At 44.4% G+C, this 22093-nt stretch carries 16 protein-coding genes; 4 read left to right on the top strand and 12 right to left on the bottom strand.

The genetic code is table 11. From position 1 onward, the window contains the following. Window positions 1-223: 223 nt before the first annotated feature. The 5 genes from FCU94_RS19215 to FCU94_RS19195 are packed head-to-tail and all read right to left on the bottom strand — an operon-like array spanning window position 224 to window position 8028. The gene (locus FCU94_RS19215) at window positions 224-1486 is read right to left on the bottom strand and encodes a sensor histidine kinase (RefSeq protein ID WP_176290062.1); all 1263 of its coding nucleotides are present in this window, start codon (window positions 1484-1486) and stop codon (window positions 224-226) included. Then, complete coding sequence (locus tag FCU94_RS19210; RefSeq protein WP_255199302.1) at window positions 1476-2168, bottom strand: response regulator transcription factor; 693 nt, start codon at window positions 2166-2168, stop codon at window positions 1476-1478. The genes FCU94_RS19215 and FCU94_RS19210 overlap by 11 nt, the downstream gene beginning before the upstream one ends. A gap of 58 nt (window positions 2169-2226) precedes the next feature. After that, window positions 2227-5394, bottom strand: a complete 3168-nt coding sequence (locus tag FCU94_RS19205; RefSeq protein WP_441351752.1) for an efflux RND transporter permease subunit — start codon at window positions 5392-5394, stop codon at window positions 2227-2229. Then, window positions 5375-6628 carry an efflux RND transporter periplasmic adaptor subunit gene (locus FCU94_RS19200; RefSeq protein WP_176290060.1) on the bottom strand — a complete coding sequence of 418 codons (1254 nt, stop codon included), beginning with the start codon at window positions 6626-6628 and terminating at the stop codon, window positions 5375-5377. The genes FCU94_RS19205 and FCU94_RS19200 overlap by 20 nt, the downstream gene beginning before the upstream one ends. Beyond that, window positions 6625-8028 (bottom strand): TolC family protein, encoded by a 1404-nt coding sequence (locus FCU94_RS19195; RefSeq protein WP_176290059.1) that lies wholly within the window; start codon window positions 8026-8028, stop codon window positions 6625-6627. The genes FCU94_RS19200 and FCU94_RS19195 overlap by 4 nt, the downstream gene beginning before the upstream one ends. A gap of 152 nt (window positions 8029-8180) precedes the next feature. Here FCU94_RS19195 and FCU94_RS19190 point away from each other — a divergent pair, with 152 nt between their 5' ends. Further along, complete coding sequence (locus FCU94_RS19190; RefSeq protein WP_176290058.1) at window positions 8181-8921, top strand: substrate-binding periplasmic protein; 741 nt, start codon at window positions 8181-8183, stop codon at window positions 8919-8921. A 79-nt stretch (window positions 8922-9000) separates the two neighbouring features. Here the strand turns inward: FCU94_RS19190 and FCU94_RS19185 are convergent, their stop codons facing one another. Then, entirely contained in the window at window positions 9001-9186 is a 186-nt protein-coding gene (locus FCU94_RS19185; RefSeq protein ID WP_176290057.1) for a hypothetical protein, read from the bottom strand. A gap of 227 nt (window positions 9187-9413) precedes the next feature. Between FCU94_RS19185 and FCU94_RS19180 the strand changes: the two genes are divergently transcribed. Both FCU94_RS19180 and FCU94_RS19175 read left to right on the top strand, forming a co-directional pair. Further along, window positions 9414-10400, top strand: coding sequence for a response regulator (locus FCU94_RS19180; protein WP_176290056.1), 987 nt, complete (start codon window positions 9414-9416; stop codon window positions 10398-10400). Then, window positions 10397-11362, top strand: coding sequence for a sensor domain-containing diguanylate cyclase (locus FCU94_RS19175; RefSeq protein WP_176290055.1), 966 nt, complete (start codon window positions 10397-10399; stop codon window positions 11360-11362). Before FCU94_RS19180 ends, FCU94_RS19175 begins: the two co-directional genes overlap by 4 nt. Before the next feature lie 20 nt (window positions 11363-11382). Here the strand turns inward: FCU94_RS19175 and FCU94_RS19170 are convergent, their stop codons facing one another. Together FCU94_RS19170 and FCU94_RS19165 are read right to left on the bottom strand one after the other, a co-directional pair. Next, a complete protein-coding gene (locus FCU94_RS19170) occupies window positions 11383-12123 on the bottom strand; it encodes a helix-turn-helix domain-containing protein (protein WP_217906494.1) in 741 nt (246 codons plus the stop codon). Window positions 12124-12151: 28 nt separating this feature from the next. Continuing rightward, window positions 12152-12613: a carboxymuconolactone decarboxylase family protein gene (locus FCU94_RS19165; RefSeq protein ID WP_176290054.1), complete on the bottom strand. Its 462-nt coding sequence runs from the start codon at window positions 12611-12613 to the stop codon at window positions 12152-12154. Window positions 12614-12909: 296 nt separating this feature from the next. Between FCU94_RS19165 and FCU94_RS19160 the strand changes: the two genes are divergently transcribed. Further along, entirely contained in the window at window positions 12910-13110 is a 201-nt protein-coding gene (locus FCU94_RS19160; RefSeq protein ID WP_176290053.1) for a hypothetical protein, read from the top strand. A 291-nt stretch (window positions 13111-13401) separates the two neighbouring features. Here FCU94_RS19160 and FCU94_RS19155 read toward each other — a convergent pair whose 3' ends face one another. Genes FCU94_RS19155 through FCU94_RS19140 form a run of 4 tightly spaced genes read right to left on the bottom strand, consistent with a single transcriptional unit; the run spans window position 13402 to window position 21505 of the window. Beyond that, complete coding sequence (locus FCU94_RS19155; protein ID WP_176290052.1) at window positions 13402-14550, bottom strand: response regulator; 1149 nt, start codon at window positions 14548-14550, stop codon at window positions 13402-13404. 21 nt (window positions 14551-14571) lie between these two features. Beyond that, window positions 14572-15492, bottom strand: a complete 921-nt coding sequence (locus FCU94_RS19150; RefSeq protein WP_176290051.1) for a GAF domain-containing protein — start codon at window positions 15490-15492, stop codon at window positions 14572-14574. A 20-nt stretch (window positions 15493-15512) separates the two neighbouring features. Further along, window positions 15513-20297 carry a PAS domain S-box protein gene (locus FCU94_RS19145; protein WP_176290050.1) on the bottom strand — a complete coding sequence of 1595 codons (4785 nt, stop codon included), beginning with the start codon at window positions 20295-20297 and terminating at the stop codon, window positions 15513-15515. Beyond that, window positions 20294-21505 carry an EAL domain-containing response regulator gene (locus FCU94_RS19140; RefSeq protein ID WP_369597276.1) on the bottom strand — a complete coding sequence of 404 codons (1212 nt, stop codon included), beginning with the start codon at window positions 21503-21505 and terminating at the stop codon, window positions 20294-20296. Before FCU94_RS19140 ends, FCU94_RS19145 begins: the two co-directional genes overlap by 4 nt. Between the last annotated feature and the right edge of the window lie 588 nt (window positions 21506-22093).

Raw genomic sequence — 22093 nt, 5'->3', positions numbered from 1 at the left:
AATTTCATTTTCTATCCCTTATTTGTGTAAATGAAAATGTTCAATATGGAGAAAGAGAAACCGCTCAACTTCATTTTTAGAGCGAAATGAGCCGCGAACTTGATTCAATGCTCGAGCTCGATGTGATATTGCTGTTGTGCTTGAAACTTGAATATAACGTGGAAGAAGCTCTACTCTCGTTACAATTCAGTTCCTTAGGTAGGCGACAACCAACTGATGTGCGCTAACGTTCAATCCATACTTCCACTCGCCACGTATTGGCTCGCCCTGAGATTGAGTAGCGCCAGCCGCATTTGGCGATCAACCGTTCAGTAAGCTCCAAACCCAAGCCGAATCCCAGTTCGTCTGAAGCGCTTTGACTCTCATGGCTGTGATTAGAAATGATGAAGTGGGACTGGTGTTGCTCGATCAACACCTCACCATTGTCGGTGTGTTGAAAAGCATTGCGAATCAAGTTTGTCATCACAATACGACAGAGCCCCTCGGGTATTGCTATTTCGCAATTATCGGTTTTTATCTCCACCTGTACCGATTTGTCTTGAAGCAAATATTGTAGATCTGACTCAACCTGGCGAATGAGTTCACCAAATAGAGTTCGCTTTAAGGGTAAGGGTTTATCTTCATCGCGATTAAGCCATAGCAAAGTTTCCGTCAGATCCGTCATCGCACAGCTCGCTCGCTCTAAGCGCGATAACACATCAAGTTGCTTCTCGACATCCACCCCCTTATCGACCATTTTGCGCAACAATTCAGAATTAATACGCACGACCGATATTGGTGTTCGTAGTTCATGACTTGCGTAAGCCAAAAATCGCTCTTCGCGCAGCAGGCTCTCTTGAGCGGCTTGAAAGCTCGACTGAATGATCTCTGCCAGAGCGTTTAATTCCTGGTAATGAAAGTTGGGGATGGCTTCGTTACTCTGCTTGTTGTCTAAACCTTTTGCCCACTCCCCTAAGGCCTCAATCGGAGTCGTGATTTTTTTGTGTATAAGAAGCATTACCACAGCAAAAAATGCCACCGTTAACACTCCTGCCACTACTAGAAATAGAAACGGTGGAAGCTCGCTCTCTGGCTGTACACTCCCCTGACCATCAGGCTTGACCAGTAATGTAATGAAGCGAACTTTATCTTGCGTTTTCACTTTCATCACGAAGAAATCGACACTAGGAGACGAAAACAGCGAAAGTCCTCGGCTCTCTTTAAACAACTGATTAGGTGTCAGTTGGCTCTCATCTAAAGTATCTCGAACCAACTGAGGGAGGTCTTGCCAGCGTGAAGCAATTGTCAGCTCATTAATTTCGACTGCTTGTTGAAGCTCACCCAGAGGAATAGACGTCGCCTGCGCGCGCAAAAACTCGGCCATTGCCAGATCCATTCCCGAGGAGAAATGGTTAAGCGAGGTAATAGTCATGACACTGACACTTCCGATCCCTGAACCCAACATCGCCAGCAGGAAATATAATTGAATACTCGGTCTAATTTTCATTCGGCTCTCCAAGCTTTAGCGCAAAGCCATACCTAGGAACGGTATGAATGAGCTTGGTTTCAGCGTTACCATCAATGGCTTTTCGAAGGTTAAATAGATGGACTTTTAAACTATTAGTATCGGGCTGGTCATCCCCCCAAACGCAGTGCATTAACCTTTGACGAGATACCGGTTTCGGACTGGACCTCAATAGGCATTCAAGCAATTTGTAACCGATCGGTGAGACTTTAATCGTTTGGCCCCCACGCTTAACAAGTTTTTTATCAATATTAAGTTCAAGGTCTGCAACGGTTAACTTGGTGATTTGTCCACTTCTGCGTCTAGAAAGCGCCTGTACTCTAACGATTAGCTCTTGCATCGCAAATGGCTTAACGAGGTAATCATCCGTTCCCTTGGAAAACCCGGTGAGCTTATCTTCTACGGTATCACGAGCCGTTAGCATTAAAACTGGCACATCGATGCCTTGGGCGCGAATCCGCTCACATACCTCTAAACCACTCATTTTAGGAAGGTTAATGTCTAGAATAATGACATCGAAAAAGCTGCTTTCAACTTGCCTCAATCCTGAAACACCATTCGCCGCGAAGTCACATTGGATGCCTTCCATTTCAAGGTAATCAATAATTGAACGCGCGAGGTCAATATCGTCTTCGACTAGCAGTAGTTGCAAATTTTCAGACATAAAGTTTTTCTCCACTGGTATTCTTCGGCCTAGTTGCAAATCGAACGCTTGATGCCATCTAACCATTATATTCCATACAACCGTCTGCACTTTTTACTGGAAACAAACGTCGCTTCATCCTAAGTTTCAAGCTCACCACATCGCTTTGAATCATCAGCAGCGAAGGGGTCAACACTAAAGTAATCAACGTCGCAAATAGAATGCCATAGCCCAATGCCGCAGCAGCAGGTATCAGGAACTGGGCCTGCATCGAGGTTTCGCTGAGAAGAGGGGCCAATCCTGCGAACGTTGTTATAGAGGTTAGAAGCACCGCGCGCAGGCGACTTGTACAAGCGAGTTCAATGGCCTGTTGATTCGACAGCGACTTATCTTTCACGAGTTCATTAAAGCGTGATACCAAAAGTAAACTGTCGTTAACCACCACACCACTCAGCGCTAAAATACCGTTGAGCGACAAAAGGCTCAGAGTGAGATCGTTGAACCAGTGGCCTAAAATCGCACCAACCATACCAAAAGGGATCGCAACCATAATAAGCAGAGGTTGAACATAGGACTTAAGCGGTATCGCTAACAGAGCAAAAATGGCAAACATCGCTAACACAAACGTTGTTTGCATAGAATCGGTCGATTCCTTTTGTTGTTCAGCTTCACCGGTAAAACGGATGTCTACACTTGGGTAAGCCGCTTGCAAAGAGGGCACAACATTCCTTTGCAGGCCAGATACCAACTCATTGGAAGCGATAATCTTATGGTCGACACTGGCGCTAATGTAAGCAGCACGTTGATGATTAATTCGAGTAATTTCAGATTTCTGATAATCAGAGTACACATGCGCGACACTGGTTAAAGGGACGACGATACCGTCAGCAGTTCTTACTCTTAACGCTTGTACGTCTGCCAATGTCTGACGAGCATAATCTGGGTAACGGACCCGAACTTTCACTTCGTCACCACCGCGCTGGAAACGCTGAACGATATCCCCGCCGAAAGCCAGGAGGACTTGCTGGGCCAAGCTGGCCGCATCAAAACCGAGTGCCCGTCCCTGTTCATTGAGTTCAAATCGGTATTGTGGCTCTCCTACGTCAAGATTGTCATCGATACCACTCACACCTTCAATACTCTGAAGCTCTGCTTTAAGCTGATTGGCCACTTGTGTCAACGCCGCTTCGTCGTTCGATGTGAGTTCGACCTTAAATGCGTCAACCACTTCCATTTTGGACAGTATTTTTAGTTTTTTTACGCCCTCTATTTGTTTAGAGGTCGCTAACCAGTGAGCGGCAAAGTCTTCGGTACTAAAGTGGGCAGAAGGGCTAAGCTCAATAGTAATGGTTCCTGATTTGTCTTCATTCGCTAGGACTTGTAAGCTTGAAATCGCCGACTTGGCACCGCCAAACTGATTACGAAGTTCCTTGTCAACTTCGAGTGCGCTTTGCTCTAGCATCAACAGGTTCGCGTGTGTTTGACCGAAACTCGCATCATTGTGCATTCTTATATCCGCTGTGACGGTATCGCCAGCGATAGCTGGAAAAAAGGCAAACCGGACAGCATTGGTCATCGGCATTCCCATGACCAGTACAAACAGCGCTATAAATGCAAGTACGACCGCGTAGCGAAAATGAAGCGCTTGTTTGATGAGGCGAGTGTAAACGTGTTGATTGAACCACTCGAGGCTTCGGTCAGCCCTATATTGGATTTGAGCCCAAACATTGGCATTGTTACGACGACGAGTATCAATATGAGCTAAGTGCGCAGGCAGTATTAGCTTAGACTCTACTAACGAAAGCAGCAGACACACAGTCACCACCGAAGCGAACTGTGCGTACACCTGACCAAGTTTACCCTCTATCATCGCTATCGAAAGAAACGCCGCTACGGTCGTAAGGACCCCAAAGGTGGTAGGCGCAGCGACTTTTTGCGTGCCGATAATGGTACTTCTCACTGAATCACCTCGCTCTCGGCGAGTGGTGTATATACTTTCTCCGACAACTACGGCGTCATCAACGACTATGCCAAGCGCCATAATGAAGCCAAACGTAGTCATTTCATTGATAGTCAGCCCTAAATAACTATCAGTCATAAAATAGAGACTACCGCAGAACACGAATGGCAAACTCGCTGCGACCCAAAATGCGACTCTAATGTTCAGAAAAAGTGCTAGGACGATAAATACTAATCCTATTCCTGTGATCGCATTCTTTGCCAACAGCGACAAACGTTCAGTAATTAGGGTACTTTTGTCATACCAGGTTTCTAAATAAACACCTTGAGGAAGTTGGTTGCTTTGCTGCCATTGAGCAACGACCTGCTTGGCAGAATTGACCACAGCGACGACGTCACTATCCTGGCCCATCAAAATTTCAATGGCCATTGCATTTTGTTGGTTATAACGAGACAAAGTGAAAGTGTCTTCCTCGAAATCATCACTGATAGAAGCAATATCACCTAGTCTAATGAGACCACCGTCGTTGGTTGTCAACACTGGAATCGTTTTAAAATCTTCAAGTTGGTATGCCTGCTGAGCGACTTTGAGCCGTACCGCTTTCTCTTCGTTGCGCAAACTTGCCGAAATACTGGTTGATGACTCGGCATTAATCGCCTCGGCAACATTGCTCAACGTAAGGCCGTAAGCTTGGAGCTTGGTCTCGTCTATCTCTACCGCGATGATAGGATTAACTTTTGCCTTCAGCTCTAGATCACTGATGGTAGATTGGCTCAACAAATCCGACTTTAAGTCTTCGGCAAGAGTTTGTAACGTCGCTCGGTCTGTATCACCGTAAAGTTGCACCCACAGTGCGTGCGCTTGAATGCGTTGCTTCTCAATCACAGGATTATCTGCATTGAGTGGCCAATTATTGATGGCGTCTATCTCCGTTTTCACATCATTTAACAGCACATCCAGCTCATAACTCGTTTGCTTCTCGATGGTGATAACACTTCCTTGAGAGTCGGACACAGACGTAATGCGTTTAATGCCCGCAACCGTTTCCAACGCTTCTTCAATTTTTATCGCGATCCCCTCTTCAGCTTGAATCGGGTCGCCACTTTCATAATTGACAGACACCGTAATGCTATCAGGTACCTGACTTGGAAAAGCTTCCTTGCGCAAATCGTTAAATGAAAACAGGCCAATGATAATGACACAAAACATCAATAAGTTAGCTGCCACTGAGTTGCGGGTAAACCATGCAATGACTCCGTGGTCGCGTTTATAATCTGACACCTTCACGCTCGCTCTTGTTTAGTGTGTGTTTAACCTTATTGGTTGCTATTGATGGCGAACTCACTTCGCCATAAGGAGTCACTTTCATTCCCACTTTAAAGCTATTTAATGGGCGCTTAACCACTTGAGCTTGCTCGTGGTTTTCTAGAGGCTTTATATAGATGTGCTCTCGGTATTCAAAAACCTTATCCGCCGCCGCCTTTTTCAATAATCCCTGTTCGTCTACCAGCCATACTTCCCCTTGCTGAGAGAGCGCAGATGCAGGAAGTTGCCAGAGATCGTCCACTTCGGCACCTTGTATCGTCGCCCGAACAAATGTCCCGGGAAACAGGGGAAAGTCTTGTTGCAAAGGAGCATCAATAACAAGTACGAGCGACCGTTGGCGTGTCTTTTGTTCCACGTACTGATAGCCTCTCTCGACTGAAGCGCGCCATTGGTGACTGCCCGTCATATCCGTTACTTCAGCGTGCCAACTATTTGCACTCGATAGACGGGGTAAATTTAGCCACTGTTGCTCAGAGAGCGGGATTTCAATTTCCACACGATCAGTACTGTATAACGTCGCCACTTGATCCCCTGAATTTATATAGCTACCTGGCTGTACTTCTCGGCGAATAACCACGCAATCAAACGGTGCGCGAATTTCCGTTTTTTCAAGGTCGTCTTTCGCTTTTGCTAAGGATTTTCGCGCTTTCTCCAACTTAGCTTTCGCGCTCGCGACCTGTGGCTCTCTGAGTACTAATGGCGAATCAGGCTGCCCCTCCAATCCAGAGCGCTCCCACTCTGAACGAGCTTGGGCACTTTGACGAAGCTCTTCTAATAATTCTTGCTGCGCTTGCTCTAAATCGTATTTTGCAGATGCGACCGCTTGCTCATAAGCGATAGAGTTAAGTCTCAAAAGCAGCTCGCCTTTTTTAAGCGTCTTGCCCTCCTCAAACTCAGTCGAAATTGATTCCACTCGTCCGCTTACCTGCGATGAATAGTTAAGTTGAAAGCGTGAGCGCGTTTCGCCATACCCCGTCACTTGTGCCTGATATCGGTCAGCGGCAACATGCTTGACTTCAACTTGAGGATAATTTGCTGGCTCACTCAAGTGGTCAGGCTCATCCGCTTTATGGTCATTTATAGCGCTAGCTAGAGCAATCTGAGTCGAGTTATATCCCAAAGCCGCCAAAATTAAGCCAGCGGACACAAAGGTAACGGCAACGATGAGGATTTTTTTGTTGAAGATATTAGTCATGATTTGACTCTCTTAATACTCTTTCTTTCTACACCTAAGCCAAGCGCTAAAGCCAAATCAATCCGATTCAGTAAACGTTGATAGGTTGTCTTGGCCAGATCCGATTCGATATCGTAGGCTTGTCGCTGAACTGTCAATAAATCAAGAATGTCCACCAGCCCTTGACGGTATTTTTGTTGATAACTATCGATACTGCGTGTCGCGCTAATCAAAGCACCATGCAGATACGCCTGTTGCTCTGCTAATGCGCTCTCTTGTTCGATAGCGGTCTCTACTTCATAGACAGCGTTAAGTAACACCTGTTGATAAGCCCAATAACTACGCTCAGTGTTTAACCTAGCGATCTCTTCTTGTGCTTTTAATTTGCCACCTTGGAAAAGCGGCGCCGTCATCGAGCCAAGTAAGCTCCAAACTGGGTTGGTAAATAACGCTTCACTTGGTGTGGTAGCCATGTCTTGTAACGTGGTAGAAAGAACAAAAGAGGGCAACATCGCTTTATACGCGGCCTCTGCAGTCAAACTTTTTTCTTCAATGCTCAGGAACGCTTCCTTCAAATCAGGTCGACCGGATAAATTCTGTACACCGATAGTTTCCAAAGGATTCAGCACTTGTGGGAAGTGGCTGACATCAAGCTGCATGAACTCATTTGGGCTCCACTCGCCAGTAAGCAAAATAAGTGCTCTCCGGCTTTGGTTCATCTGTTGGCGGTACTGAGCGACTCGAGCTCGAATCGACAAGGTGGTCGATTTTGCGTTATCAAGCTCTTCTAACGTGCCTAACCCTTGCTGATACCGCTGCAGTACGAGCAGTTCATTATTTTCCAGAATAGCGAGACGTCTCCGCTCAATATCAAATAGCTGCTGGTTAACACTGATTTCGAGCCACCCACGCATAACATTGGCCGCTAAAAGATTGGTCGCACTCTCAAAATTGGCTGCCGTTGCCATTAGCTGTTTGTCCGAAGCTGCGGCTTTATCTCCCAACCGTCGCCACAGATCTAACTCCCAACTAACGTTGAGGTTTGATTTGTACGTGTCATCACTGTTTTGTTGGTATTGTGCTAAAAACTCAGTATCAACGTGGGGCAATTGCTCAGAAAAGCTAACGTCAGACTGAGCGTAAGCGATTTGCAATGCCACGAGGGTTTGCCGCAAATCTGGGTTGTTGGCTAATGCTAAAGATAAATATCGTTCGAGCTGAGGATGGCTGACCAAATCCGTTAAGTAACTGTTTTTTTGAACCTCTTGGCCGGTGGTGGATAGCTGATACTGCTCGACCAACTGGGATATAGACTCGGTTTGGTATTGTTCGGCCTTCGCAACAAAGTCGACGTCGTTGTTCGATAGACAGCCACTAAGGCATATTATCAACGTTGCTATCGCTGTATATCGGTACATCATTCCCACTTACTTCCAATAAATTAGCGCTATACTAATTTGTTAAGGGTTAAGTAAGGGTTAACAAACCCCAATAGTGATGGGCAAAAATACTCGTAGACAAACTACAATTAAAGTTACAAACAGGTCACAGCCAACCGTGCAAGGAGAATGGGATGCATCGATTTATCGTTATAGCCCTTTGTTTTCTCTCAATACAAGTTTGGGGCAATCCCACAACCATTAAATTAACCAACGGTGAGTGGCCTCCTTACTTATCTAAATCTTTGCCAAATGGAGGACCATCGTCGCAAGTCATTGTCGAAGCTTTTAAATTACAAGGAATAGAAGTGGTTTGGGGGTGGTACCCATGGCAACGCTCATACATCCTAGCCGAAGAAGGGGAATACGATGGCACAGTGATCTGGTCCGAAAACGCCAAACGCCAGGCGGCCTTTATGTATACGTCTCCAGTACTTGAAGAACGACGAGTCCTTTTCCACTTAAAGGAAACCCCCTTTAGCTGGAATAGTGTAGCTGACCTAAGTCAGTACGAAATCGGCGGGACGATTGGTTATGAATATTCACAAGACTTTCAAGATGCTGAAAATAGTGGCTTAATTCAAGTCAGGCGAATTCCCGATGAAGGCAATAACTTCAAAAAGCTGCTGGCGAAACGCATCGACTTAGTTGTCGCCACAGAAAATGTCGGATATTCACTGATCAATACAGAGCTGTCTGCTGACCAAGCGGCTCAAATTACACATGCGAGCAAGCCCATTGACGTGCAGAAATGGAGCGTTTTAATCTCTAACAATTGCCCACATCAACAGTATTATGTCGACCAGTTTAATATCGGTTTTGCAAAACTTGTCTCTTCAGGGCGATACGACGAGATTATGAGTGGCGTGAAATAAACTCACCCATCGACTATTGCAACCAACAACAACGCCATAAAGTCTCAAGTCACCCCCAAGAAGGCTCGGTTTTTGGCGTTCAAATTGAGCTCTGCATAAACCATTCTCGATATAACTCAGGCTTACTTAGTCCACATGCTTCGGTCACTAAAGCAAGACGAGTAATAAGTACCGAAGGCCATTGAGCAAAGGCCGCCTGAATGATGACCACTTCAGCGAATTCTTCAAAAGCTTGAAGCACGTTGCTGGCATACACTTTGGCCAAAAATAGCCATCGCTTATCTGAAAAGTGTCAATAGCATTAAAACGCAACGCAAATGACTAAATATGTGTTGAAACTCCAATTTTTCGACCCTCAAACAAAAAACCGCGTGAGTTCGATGTCTGAAACGTGTTTACTAACAAACCTGTAGATTTGAATCAAGGTCACAACCTACACCTCAAATCGTCGATTATGTAAACAAAAACGTTGCAAGGCGAACGGCACACACCATGAACATATTAGTTTGCGATGATTCGATTATCGCTCGCAAATCCATCATTGGCAGAATCGAACCGTCAGCGAATCTTGTTATTCACCAAGCAGAAGATGGCCAACAAGCACTCGATATTATGGCCGATTGCGACATCGATGTTTTGTTTCTCGATTTGACCATGCCTGTCATGGATGGGTTTGAGGTCCTTGCCGCGCTGCCCGTCAACCACTACCCTACTGACGTCATTGTTGTTTCAGGCGATATTCAAGCCGCGGCAAAGTCACGTTGCTCCGATATGGGCGCGGCAGATTTCATCGAAAAACCATTTGCCACCTCTGACTTAGTGGGCTTATTTCATAAATACCACATTCCTCTGCGCAACAATGAAGTCTCTCTATCTCACAAGCAATCGAACCGAGTCGATTTAGTCGCAGCGATTCGGGAAATGAGTAATATTGCGCTAGGCTCTAGCGCTGCGTTGATCTCACAACAGGTAGGGCGTTTTATCGAAATGCCACTACCGAATGTCGCCTCTTTACATCAATCCGAACTTAAAATGACGTTGCAAGATATTGTCAACAGTTCGGAATCTCGCGCGGTATCACAACGTTTTGTTGGCCATGGGATCAACGGCGAAGCGCTAGTGTGTTTGCATGGTTCGGGGTTCGATAAACTGCACAACAACGACGACGGCGACCATTATCAATGCTCGACCAACGAGGTAATTTTAGATCTCGCGAACCTACTGGTGTCTTCCTTCTTAGGCTCATTTAGCAAACAACTCGACATCAATATTTCATTACGCCAGCCCATCGTACTCGAGACCGAAGCGCTGACCGCTTCCCTCAACTCGAATCGCTTTCTCGCAGATTACGAGCAAGATATCTTCACCATTGAGTTCGTTTATCGGGCTGAAAACATAGATGTGGCTTGCGATATCGTCTTTCTCATGGACAACGATTCACTCGGGGCTATCAAAGGAATATTGGAGAGCGTGTTATGAACAATATGGATATTGGCGATCTACATTGGGCGATGCAAATTCTCGGCGACTTAGACGCTGGGCTCATCGTTTTAGATAGAGAGTATAACGTCTGTGTTTGGAATGCGTTTATGCAATCGTACAGCGGCATTCCAGCCGACCAAATTATCGGCAAGAACTTGTTTGCCGTGGTCAATGACTTACCTCAAACTTGGTTAAGGCGCAAAGTCGATACGGCGTTTAGCCTAAATAGTCGCGGCTTTTCCTGTTGGGAAGACAGGCCTTATCTGTTCAAATTCAAAAATTTTAGCCCGATTTCCAACAGCTTGAGCGAGATGCGCCAGAACATTAATTTTTCACCGCTCACGTCCGTCAATGGTGAGGTTTCACATGTCAGTATCATCATTAATGACGTCAGCGACATCGCGAAAAACAAAATTCACTTACTCGACTCAAACCAGAAGCTATCGGATTTAAGCCGTACAGACGGCCTAACAAAACTGTTCAACCGTAGCCATTGGGAAAGTTGTTTGCGGCAAGAATATGAGCAGAGTCGCCTGCAAGGCTATACTTCTTCTCTGGTTATCTTTGATATCGACCATTTCAAACGTGTCAATGATACATACGGACATACGGTGGGTGATGAGGTTATTCGTCACGCCGCGGCGGCTCTGAAGAAAGCCTCTCGTAGCTCTGATATTTGCGGCCGCTACGGCGGCGAAGAGTTCACCGTTATTTTACCGGGCACCTGCGCCGATCAAGCGCTCTATTTTACCGAGCGTCTGCGCAAACGTATTGAACAGTCGGTGGTAAATAGCGATCCTCATGAGGTGAGATACACCATCAGTCTTGGCGTATGTGAAATCTCAGACCATCAAACATGTCATATGACTTGGCTAGAGCACGCCGACAAATCACTTTACTATTCAAAACAGTCAGGCCGCAATCGCTCAACCGTATTTGACCCAGCGTTTGTTCGATGACGACTTGCACACTCTAAAGCTCAGCGCATCAGTTTCCCGGGCGTTATCGCAGCAATGGCTCTAAACTCTCTGGTCATATGGGCTTGATCGCTAAATCCAAACCGCTGCGCGACGTCTACCAGTTCCGCCTGACGATTGTTGCGCAGATAGTCGAGCGCATTTCTGACCCTAAGAATGCGTTGATATTGCTTTGGCGTCATTTCTATCCATTGTTTAAACTGACGTTCTATTTGTCTTTGACTCAGTGAAACTTGTCCATCTAACTCTCCCGGAGCCATGTCTTGATTAATACAGTCCAGCGCTCGCTGCAGCGAAACTGGGATGATGTTCGAGAAATCAACATGCTCATCAACCCAACGATTTATCGTCTCAACCCGTTTGTTGTTGTCTGATGGCTGCTTGAGTTCGCAATACAAGTCATAGAAATGATAGAGAGAGTCGTTGCTAGGCGACAATAACGTGGGCTCATCATACAGACGCCCTAACACGCCGTAACTGATCGCGGGATGAAAACGTATGCCCGCCAACTGCGCCTCTGCTGATAAGCTGATACGTTGAGAAACTCGTTCCACAGGTAAAAGTACTACACCGTGAGGAATGGGGTTACCCGATATCTTCACCTCTCCATGAAGGTGAAAGACAATACCACTCGCTGCATCCGAATACAGCGATTTAACGATCGGCTCGCGCTGCGACTTTGCAACAGACGCCGACCATATCCCTTGGACGTAAGTATTCAGTCGTCCCGCTGGTCGGGACAACTGAAAGTGAAACGTCGAATCAGGTGGTCTATTGTGGCTTATAGCTGCCTACCTCAGGTTTGAATGTTTTTGCAATACGATTCCAACTATTGATCGCGTTGATTGCAATGGTCAAGTCCACCAGTGTTTTCTCACCAAAGGCTTCCACGACACGTTGATAGCACTGGTCATCGACAGGGTTGCCATAGGTTAAATGCTCAGCCCATTCTAGAGCCACTGTTTCGATATGAGTGTATAACGGCATATCACGCCAAGCACTCAGACCTAACAAACGCTCAAACTTTTCCCCTTTGTTTAGGGCGTCTTTACTGTGCATATCGATACAGAAAGCGCATTGGTTGATCTGTGATACTCGAAGTTTGACCAGTTCCCACAGCGCGACGTTTACCACTTCTGACGCCGCAAATTGTTGATGCAAATAGCTCTCTTGCTCCATCAAAATTTGAACGGCGCTTGGGGCTAATCCAAAATAATTGGCTCGTTTCGTCATCGGTTATCTCCTTAGTAAGTTGTCGAGGTTTAAGATAATCGATAGTGAAACTTGGGTATTGAACGTTTTCGACATCAGCGCAACGATTTCAGAGTCCCGAAATGTGAGTAACCTGCAGTTGTCGACAATGGACGAAACATATCGCCATGCCCTCTATCTAGTCTCATTCTGGCTATGTTTACCACTGATTTATATGTCAATAGACATGCTTAAAAAATGCAAACATATTCGTGGCGATTGTCTTGACTTGCTACTAAGCTAAATGTATTCACACAATTAACGGAGGGTTTATTGGTATGGAAAAACTGTTTTCGTCTGCTCTAAAAATACAGCAGAGAACCAGAGTCACGAGTCTCTTTGCCCGTAACGGATACAAAATCGCAATGACAGACTTTGATGATATGGTTTTTGAAAAGTCAGGCACCAAGATCAACGTTCACTTTGACCGAGCCTCAAACGCCGAATCGATCTCTGTGCTAGGAAACGGCTTAAAATAATCTCTTAAATCAAGTGCTACAAACGGTATGATGCTGACAAGATACATGCTTGTCAGCTGAAGCCACCAACCAGTTCGCTCACTATTGGTTTGGGTGTCACTACTTTCTAATGTAAAACGTTGTTGAATATTGAGTGATTTAGGGGGTAATGTACTTGCATGACTTAGTAGGTTTATCGCAAATCTTCGCCATGAAGCGATAATGAATGTTACTGGCCTGTTCGTAAACACTCATACAAGTTCATGTGTAGTCCTGTCAAAAGTCCTCTGCGCCCAGCCCATACTACGTGAACTAGCTTTTAATCACCTTGGCAATTTTCGCTAGTAGTATCTCCGCCTTAGTCGGTTTGACGACGTAGTCAACTGCACCAAGGCTAATACTGGATTGAATAATATCTTTGTCTGAATGACTGGTTAGCATAATGGCTGGGATGCCATTCAGGCTCTCTACTTTTTTTACCGCTTCAAGCGTTGCAAGACCGTCCATAATAGGCATGTCGATATCGAGTAGCAAGAGTGACGGTCGCATCACTTTAGCTTTCATAATGGCCTCTACCCCATTGCTGGCAACCTCTACTTTGTAACCTCTTGGTTCTAAGATGGAAGTAATAATTTTCAACATGACTGGTTGATCATCCGCTACAACAATTAGAGGGCCTTTGGTGACCAATTTTGGTTTGGCTGATTCAAGTGATTCCGACACTCGATTTAGCATAGCAACGCTATTATTTTTGTATCGTTCAATATCGTCTCTAAAGTCTTGCAACGAGAAGCGACTCAGTGCGTCTTTTTGTACAGAATCAGGCATCGAACGTAAAATGTTGGTAAATGCTTTTTCCCATTCTCCTTTAGGGATATGCGCGAGTAAACTATTGAGTTGCTCGGTCACTTGGTCAAACTCCTGAGTATGACTTTGCGAAGAATCAGCTACCTCACTTTGTAGACAATGAATGGATTCAAGACTATTCGAAATGCTTGCTTCCATTTCTGAGTTATCTTTTTCCGCCTCTTGAAGATGAACTTGAGTCATTAAATGTTGTGCCAATCGACGAAGAGTTAATACAACTTTGTTAGTGTCATAGATGGGTTTGAATGTTTCGTAGCTATAAAAAACATCCTCTACACACAAGTCGTAAGCTTGGTGACGAAAAGTTTTATTGCACATCAGGATATCTTGCTTGGGAACACGACTTCTATGCTGCAATGCCTGATGTCCATGGAGCAACCTAGCTAGTTTTTCTGCTTCACTCGGCGAGTCAAAGGCGTAAATCGAAATAATACTGACATGGTCTTCTTTTAGAGTCTCTATAAACCGCGCCTGTTCTCTTTCAATGTCGATTGAATACACGCTATCGAACAAAATCGAAACCACGGGCTCAACCATGTCTAATATCTCTTTGGTATTATAAAAAATATAGACACTCGTTTTTGATATAGTCATTCCAACTCCTAACCATAACAGCTAAAGACACTTAGCGTCCTTAATTGCTCCCATTACTGTCGTGTCTAGCTTCCCTTGATAGCCATGCTTTTTGTATCCGATTGCGGCTTTTATACCCGCTTCGTCAAAGCCGCCTGCTATTTTCGAAATACACATTTCTACTTGACTAGTTGATAGATCTGCCACCAATAGCGTGAATATTTCATCGCTCAACCTCGCGACATAACAGTCCTCCGACATCGCCATTTTTATAATTGAAGCAACCAGAGCATACATATGGTTCTGTTTTCTATGCGGAGGCTCGATGCGTGCAACATCTAGCGCGATTATGTGTATCTGGGCTCCCGTCGCTTGGATGTTGCTTTGTTCTTTTTCTAGATATACTGACCAGCCCAAGCGATTTAAAAAGCCGGTTTGACTGTCTTTCAACTGTTCAGGTAAAAAGTCAATCTGTCTTCGAGTTAACGTAATGTTCTGCAATTCTAGTTGTAGCAAACTAGATAGGAGCTTTGATATCAGCTCGACGGTGTCTTGGCCATCAACAGGAATACGGGTCGTTGGGGTAGGATCAATAGCGCAAAGAGTGCCAAACAGATCGCCATTGGGATAACATACCGGTATACCGACATATGCTCGAATCGGCTGTTGACTATATATAGGAGCATTTTTGTAAACCTCGACATGATTGACATCTGCAACCCACCGTGGCCCTTGCCCTTTAACCATGCGGCTGCATATTGAGTCACTCCAACTCAAAACTGACATTTCGTCAATTTGATATCCCTCTCCTTCTATCTGTAAAATCACCCATTCGTCATCATTTTTACGTGTCATCATCCAAGCGCCGAAGCCATATTTATGACTCAAATAGCGTAAAGTACTGCGGCTCGCCTCAGCAAAGCTAGTGAATGGAACCTGATCTGTAATATTGATATTTAACAAACTGATTTCCTTCTTCTACGCTAAATTATTTTTGCTTGTTCCAACTCGCGCTGAATTTTTCTCATCATCTGAGCAACATCCTTTAATGCTTTATCAACCAGTTCAAAGTCTTGGTTGTTGTTTTCAATTGTGCGAAAAAGGTCACTTAAAGATAAAGCACCGCTAGAGGAGGATGCACCTTTAGCACCATGAGCGAGGCTCTTTATCTGAGTATAATCATTGTCTTTTAACGCAAGACCCAACTTTTCTACGTCTTGCGATACACTTTGCCAAAACATCGATAGCACTGCTCGGCTCATTTCTTCATCATCACTTCCAATTACTTCCCTTAAATGCTTCCTATCAATTAGATTTTCTATTTCAAACGTTCCTGCGGAAGCATCATGACTCGGTTTTGTATCGTCAATCTCTCTAACCCGCACAGCCTTGCCTCTTAAACGAAAGGCGAGAACCTTTCTTAAGGTTGCAAGTTCTACTGGTTTAGAGATGTAGTCATCCATTCCGGCTTCCAAACAGTGCTCTGCTTCTCCAACCAGTGCATTGGCCGTGATAGCGATGATTAAACTGCGCTCCATGTTTTGTTCAGACTCTATTCGGCGTATTTCAGAAGTTAGCTCAAAGCCATCCATTTCTGGCATATGGCAGTCTGTAAGGACTAAGTCATAAGAGTTTTCGGTCCACATAGATAGCGCGTCGCGACCATTCTCAGCCATATCAAAACGGTAACCTAACTTAGTCAACTGCTGCGTTAATACCATTTGGTTGGTAGGCTGGTCCTCAGCACACAAAATTCGAATAGACTGATTGGCCTCATCACTTATCAAGCTTTGATTGGCTTCATCATCAATTAGGTTGTCATTCCAATCAAAGTCAGGGCTCTCTTGAGCGGTTAATATCGCCAACCCTAGAACCAACTCACTCACTTTTAATGGTCGCGTACCCACAAAATAGCGGTCAGGAGCGTTATAACCACTGCTTCCTGAAGGGTTTTCATTGAGTATTAAAGTTCGCACTGACTTGACGTCGCTAACACCAACATCGGTGATTAAAACGGTCTTACTCTGATCACGTTGTTTTCCCGCGTAAGGCTCTGAAGTGATAGCAAAAAAGTTTAGATCACCTAGCACCACTCGGCAGACTTCTTCCAAGGTGGCATCGCTAATGCTGAGCACTAATGTAATGGTCGAAAAGTCAAAACGTTCAAACAGTCTCTGCTCAGTACAGGCTTGCGCAGGCAGAGTAAACAAAAACTCACTCCCAATACCCAACTCGCTTTGTACTGCAATCTTTCCTCCCATTAACTCAACAAATGATTTAGTAATACTTAAACCTAAACCTGTACCACCATATTTACGCGTCGTCGAACTGTCAGCTTGAGTGAAAGGCTTAAAGAGTTTTAGCTGCTGTTCTTCAGTCATACCAACGCCGTTGTCCTTAACCATCACAGAAAACACCTGACTCTCAGTGTCGTATTGGACAACGAGCTTAACTAAGCCTCGTTGACCATCGGCTTGGCTAAACTTAACCGCATTTCCTAGAAGGTTAAGTAAGATTTGTCTTGTTCTGACGGGATCGATCAATACTTGTTCTGGCGAGTTACAATCGTAAACTAGATAGAGTTCAACGCCTTTCTGGTTGGCACTCAACCATAACGCCTCTAATGTTTTTTCAATCAAGTAAAGAGGGTTCACTTGGGTCAAATCGAGCTCCATTTGGCCCGACTCAATTTTCGAAAAATCCAAAATATCATTAATGATCTCGAGTAAAGAGAACGACGAATCTCGAATAGTGCTTACCATTCGGCTTTGTTCATGATCGAGTGAGGTCTCTTTCAAAAGATCTACCATCCCCACCACTCCATTCATCGGGGTACGGATTTCATGACTCATAGTCGCTAAAAAGCGGGATTTGGCTTCATTGGCTTGTTTGGCAGAGAGTGTTTCTTTTTCGAGCGCTGCAAGCGTCGCTCGCTCGTTAGAGATGTCAATATTAATACCAAACACAAAGCGCTTTTGAGATTCACTATCTAACACTATGTCCCCCGAACTTTTCACCCAATGAACGGAGTTGGTTGATTGATTGATAACTCGATATTCGGCGTTGAAGACTTGTTCTTCTTCAATCGCTTTGTGGAGATTGTTCATTACGCTTGCCCGATCTCTTGGGTGAACAAACAGCTCCCAATCGGACAATGTTAGTTGTGTGCCTGGTGCAACTCCGTGCAATAGATAAGTCCCATCGTCCCACCTAAGAATCTGCGTGTCTAGCGACAGAGACCAGTTAAAAACCCCACCAGCATCAGAGGCAAGACGCATACCTCGTAATAACTCATCGCGAGCAGCCTTGGCGGTTATCAACTCTTTTTCAATACGTTTGCGGTTTGAAATATCCTCTACAACAGAAACAAAATATTTAGGGACATCTGAGTCATCCGTTACTAAAGAAACGGAAATCGTGGCCCAGAATTCCTCACCTAATTTATTGATATATAATTTATCCGTGGTAAAAGAGCGCTGTTCAGTCTCAAGTACTTGCTTAACCATTCGCTGACTCTTTTCCCTATAATCAGCATGGGTAACATCCAGAAACGTTAGCTGCAGTAGTTCATGCTCTTCATACCCAAAAATTTCACACATCTTATCGTTTACTTCGATAAATTGTCCGCTAAGAGACACACGGCAAATACCTACAGCTGCTTGATTAAAAGCGGCTCGGTAAATCAATTCTCTCTCGCGGAGCTCTGCTTGTAGCTCTTGTTCCCTGAGCTTAGTTTCTTCTTGTAGTGTGATGTCCTTAACGACCCCAACAAAGACTTGCGAATCGCCTAGCCATGTCTCTCCGACCGAGACTTCGATTGGGAAAATACGACCAGTTTTATGCTGACCTTCTACTTTACGTGGCGTTCCAATTAGCTTTTTGTCGCCGGTCAGCAAATATTTGTTGATAAATCCATCGTGTATCTCAGCATAATGCGAAGGCATTAAGATACTGACATTTTCGCCGATCAGCTCTTCTCTAATACGACCAAATATAAGCTCAAGCGAGCGGTTAACATCGACAATAATACCTTTATTATCAATAACCACCGTCCCATCTAATGCCGTATCAAAAACCGTACGCAGACGACTTTCTGAATCTCTTGCTTCTTGGGTACGGCGCGCCACTTCATTCTCTAGCTTTATTTTGGCTTCATCTTCAGCACGTTTGAGTTCAGTGATGTCAGTCTGAACACCAATGTAATGGGTGAGTTCCCCATCATCACTAAAAACAGGATCTATTCTTAAATTGTTGTAAAAGAGTGTGCCATCTTTTTTATAATTACGCATAACCACTGAGCAGGATAGTTTGTTCTTTATTGCGTATCTCAGTTTTTCTATTTCAGGCTGCTCAACATCATGATTTTGTAAAAACCGACAGTTTCGCCCTATGACTTCGGCTTTTGGATAGCCAGTTAGCTCTTCAAACGCTTGATTCGTGAATATAATTGGTGCATCTGGCAATCGTACATCCGCGACGGTTATGCCAGTAGCCGTTGCGTCTATCGCCCGACTTTGTATCTCCAACTGAAATCTTTGCTCGTCGGTTTCTTTGGATAACTTTTCTCGGTCGATGACAATATCACGCAATTGCGTTAACTCTGACACCATATTAGCGATTTCATCACGTCCAGTGATCTTAGGTAACTCCACATCCTTTTTACCTAAAGCTAGGTGATTGATTGCTTTTGATAAGTCATTGAGTGGACGAGTAATTTGTTTTCCCAAAGCAAAAGCTACGACGATGATCATTGTCAATAAAAATGTAGCCAACAAAAAAGAGTTTCGAAATAGATCTTGTGATTGAGCAAACGCTTCTTCAACTTGGACACGTATCAAGACTGACCAACCTAACCCCCTGTAATCATACGCACCACTTGTGTGAGCAAATCCCGTTACTTGCTCCACTTGTTTTCTAAAATGTGTCGATATGTTCGAACCACTCAACCCTGCTACAGCTAGGCGCGCTCCTTCGACGCCATTCTGTGCTAGATTCAGGCGACTCAATACTTCGAAATCACGAGTGTAAATCGCCTCGTTTTGTCCTACGGGGTCGTAATCAACAATTATTCTGCCTTCGTCATCCAACACCGTTAACTCAGAGCTCACAAAACCACGATTAGAAAGGAGGTTATAGGTTTCAGCAACAATGCTCTCAACGGCACTAAAGTCAACGATATTTACCCATAACCCCGCAGGTTCACCGTACTTATCTAGGATCAAGCTAGCGAAAATCATATCGTACGAGCTTGGATTGTCGTCTATCAAGAATCGCCTTGGACCTATAACATAACTGCTTTTAGGCTTTTCTGGGTCCAGAGTTACTCCTGACATAGCCTGCTTGAACCAGTCACTACTTCGAATTTTCGAAGCATTAATCGGGAGAGTAGATAAGGTTTTACCATAGGCATTTTCTGTGTTGCTCGCGAGTATGTTCCCCTCTTTATCAAGAATGATAATCCGCCGATAGACTTTATAGTTTTGAACAAAATTATTTAGATTAGCCGCGGTTAAAGCACTGGTCGCCACATAATCAAGTCGCTCTTTGTCAATCACGCCAAGGGACATTGGAAACGCTTGTGCGTCGTGATAACGTTCAAATAAGTTACGTTCGATGAGCCTTATTAGCAGTGTCGCTTCCCGTTCTATATTCTTTAAGGTTGTTTCTTGAAGAATATCACGCCCCTTAGTAGAGACGATGGCAACAGCTGCTAGCATCAAGATCCCAAAGGCAAAAAACAACGATGGTAGCTTAATCGATAGTTTCATTCGCGCCCCTGTTTTGTACTATTGGAGTGCTGAATATATCGCACAATATGTGACAATTGGTCTGGTCGTGAGTATAGGTAACCTTGGGTAGCGTCACACTCCATCGAGCGCAGTAGGCTCTCTACATTGCGTGTCTCAACTCCCTCAGCGACGACTACCATCCCCATCGCTTTCGCCATTCGAATACTTTGCTCCAGAATAGCCCGAGATCGATTATTTTCGACACAATCTGAAACAAATCGCTTATCGACTTTAAGTTCATCGAAAGGTATCGAATGAAGCTGAGCTATCGAAGAGTAACCCGTTCCAAAATCGTCAATCGACAGCTTAAACTTAAGCATTTTTAGCCTTAAAAGCTGAGTGTCGATAATGGTTTGATCATGAGTTAGCGCAGTTTCTGTCAGCTCGCAGGTTATTTGATCTTGTGGTATGTGATACTCGATTGCAGTCTGGTTTAGCCACCGAGGAAATGCCGAGTCTTCCAAAACCTTAGCAGAGATGTTGATCGCAATGTTTACCCCGGTTAAATGGTTGCGATAACGAACAAAGTCAGAGAAAGCTTCGCAAATTATAGTCTTTGTCAACAATTGAATGAGCTCATAATCGGCTTCTGCCACCGGTATAAAACTATCGGGAGGGATCAGTTTTCCATCTTCATTGAGGATGCGAGCTAGAACCTCTAATCCACTAATTTGGGAAGTCGATAAATCAATTTGAGGCTGAAAATAGGGTATTAAACTACCGTTTTCGATGTAGTGCTCGATAGAAGCACGGCTTAATACAGGTGGTGGGGCGTTATTAATTCTTGATATGGCTGATTGTTCTAACTGCTCAAATAACGCTTTGACTACCGGAAATGTGATCGGCTTTTTAAGACTTCCCAAGATATCTAGTTTGTATAATTGTGCTAGGTTAGAGGACGACGTTAAAATATCTTCTTCTTCCCCGCTGATCAAAATGACACTCCCCTTAAATTTGAGATCACCTAAGTACCTAAGCACCTCTAAACCATCTTCTACTGGCATGTTCAGGTCGCAAAAAATGATATCTATTTCATGCTCGTCGACTAACGCTTTCGCATCCTTGCCATTTTCCGCTTCTAGTACTCTGAGCAATTTCAAGTTTTGAATACAAAGTTTAAGAGCCTGTCTGACCACATGTTGGTCGTCAACAATCATAATCAACTTATCATCGTCAGTTATCTTCACATTCACCTCCACTGAACGCCCCATCCCTGAGTCTTCATGAGTCAAATCATTACTTGACGCTTTTGTCACCGACTCTATTGAGATTAGCTTAAAATTAAGTATGTGATAGTTTTCAATACCCTCTCTCTTGCAATGAGCTTCACAGCAAACACAAAAAGCCGTCACTTAATAGTGACGGCTTGTAAATGAAGTCCAACAGGAGGCTTTTCTATTCTTACCGCTCTTTGAACTTGTTAATGAATGAATTCGTCGACAGGTTTCTTAACCTTGCGGCACTATGATTAAGACTTTCAAATACGCTAGTCTGACAATAGATGAGAGAACAAGGGCTAACAGCTTGGCTCTGAAAAACGTCATTGATACTAGAGATACTAGAGTTAAGAAGAATGCCGTTTTTGCGGCTTAACGATTATGACGAGAATGGTCTCACCGACCATTGAACGTGCAGACTGAAGGAGAACTAATGATCGATCTATAGCGATGGAGCGTTCCTTGGTGCGCAAGGAAAAACGCACTTCTTTTGGGTATCCAAAGTTAACCCATTGAGTGGGAAAATAAAAACGAGAATAGTAGGTACAATTACGATTT

The sequence above is a fragment of the Vibrio sp. JPW-9-11-11 genome (assembly GCF_013369335.1).
Classification (GTDB): Bacteria; Pseudomonadota; Gammaproteobacteria; order Enterobacterales; family Vibrionaceae; genus Vibrio.
The sequence above is the reverse complement of the archived record's forward strand: the minus strand, read 5'-3'. Positions and strand labels throughout refer to the sequence as shown.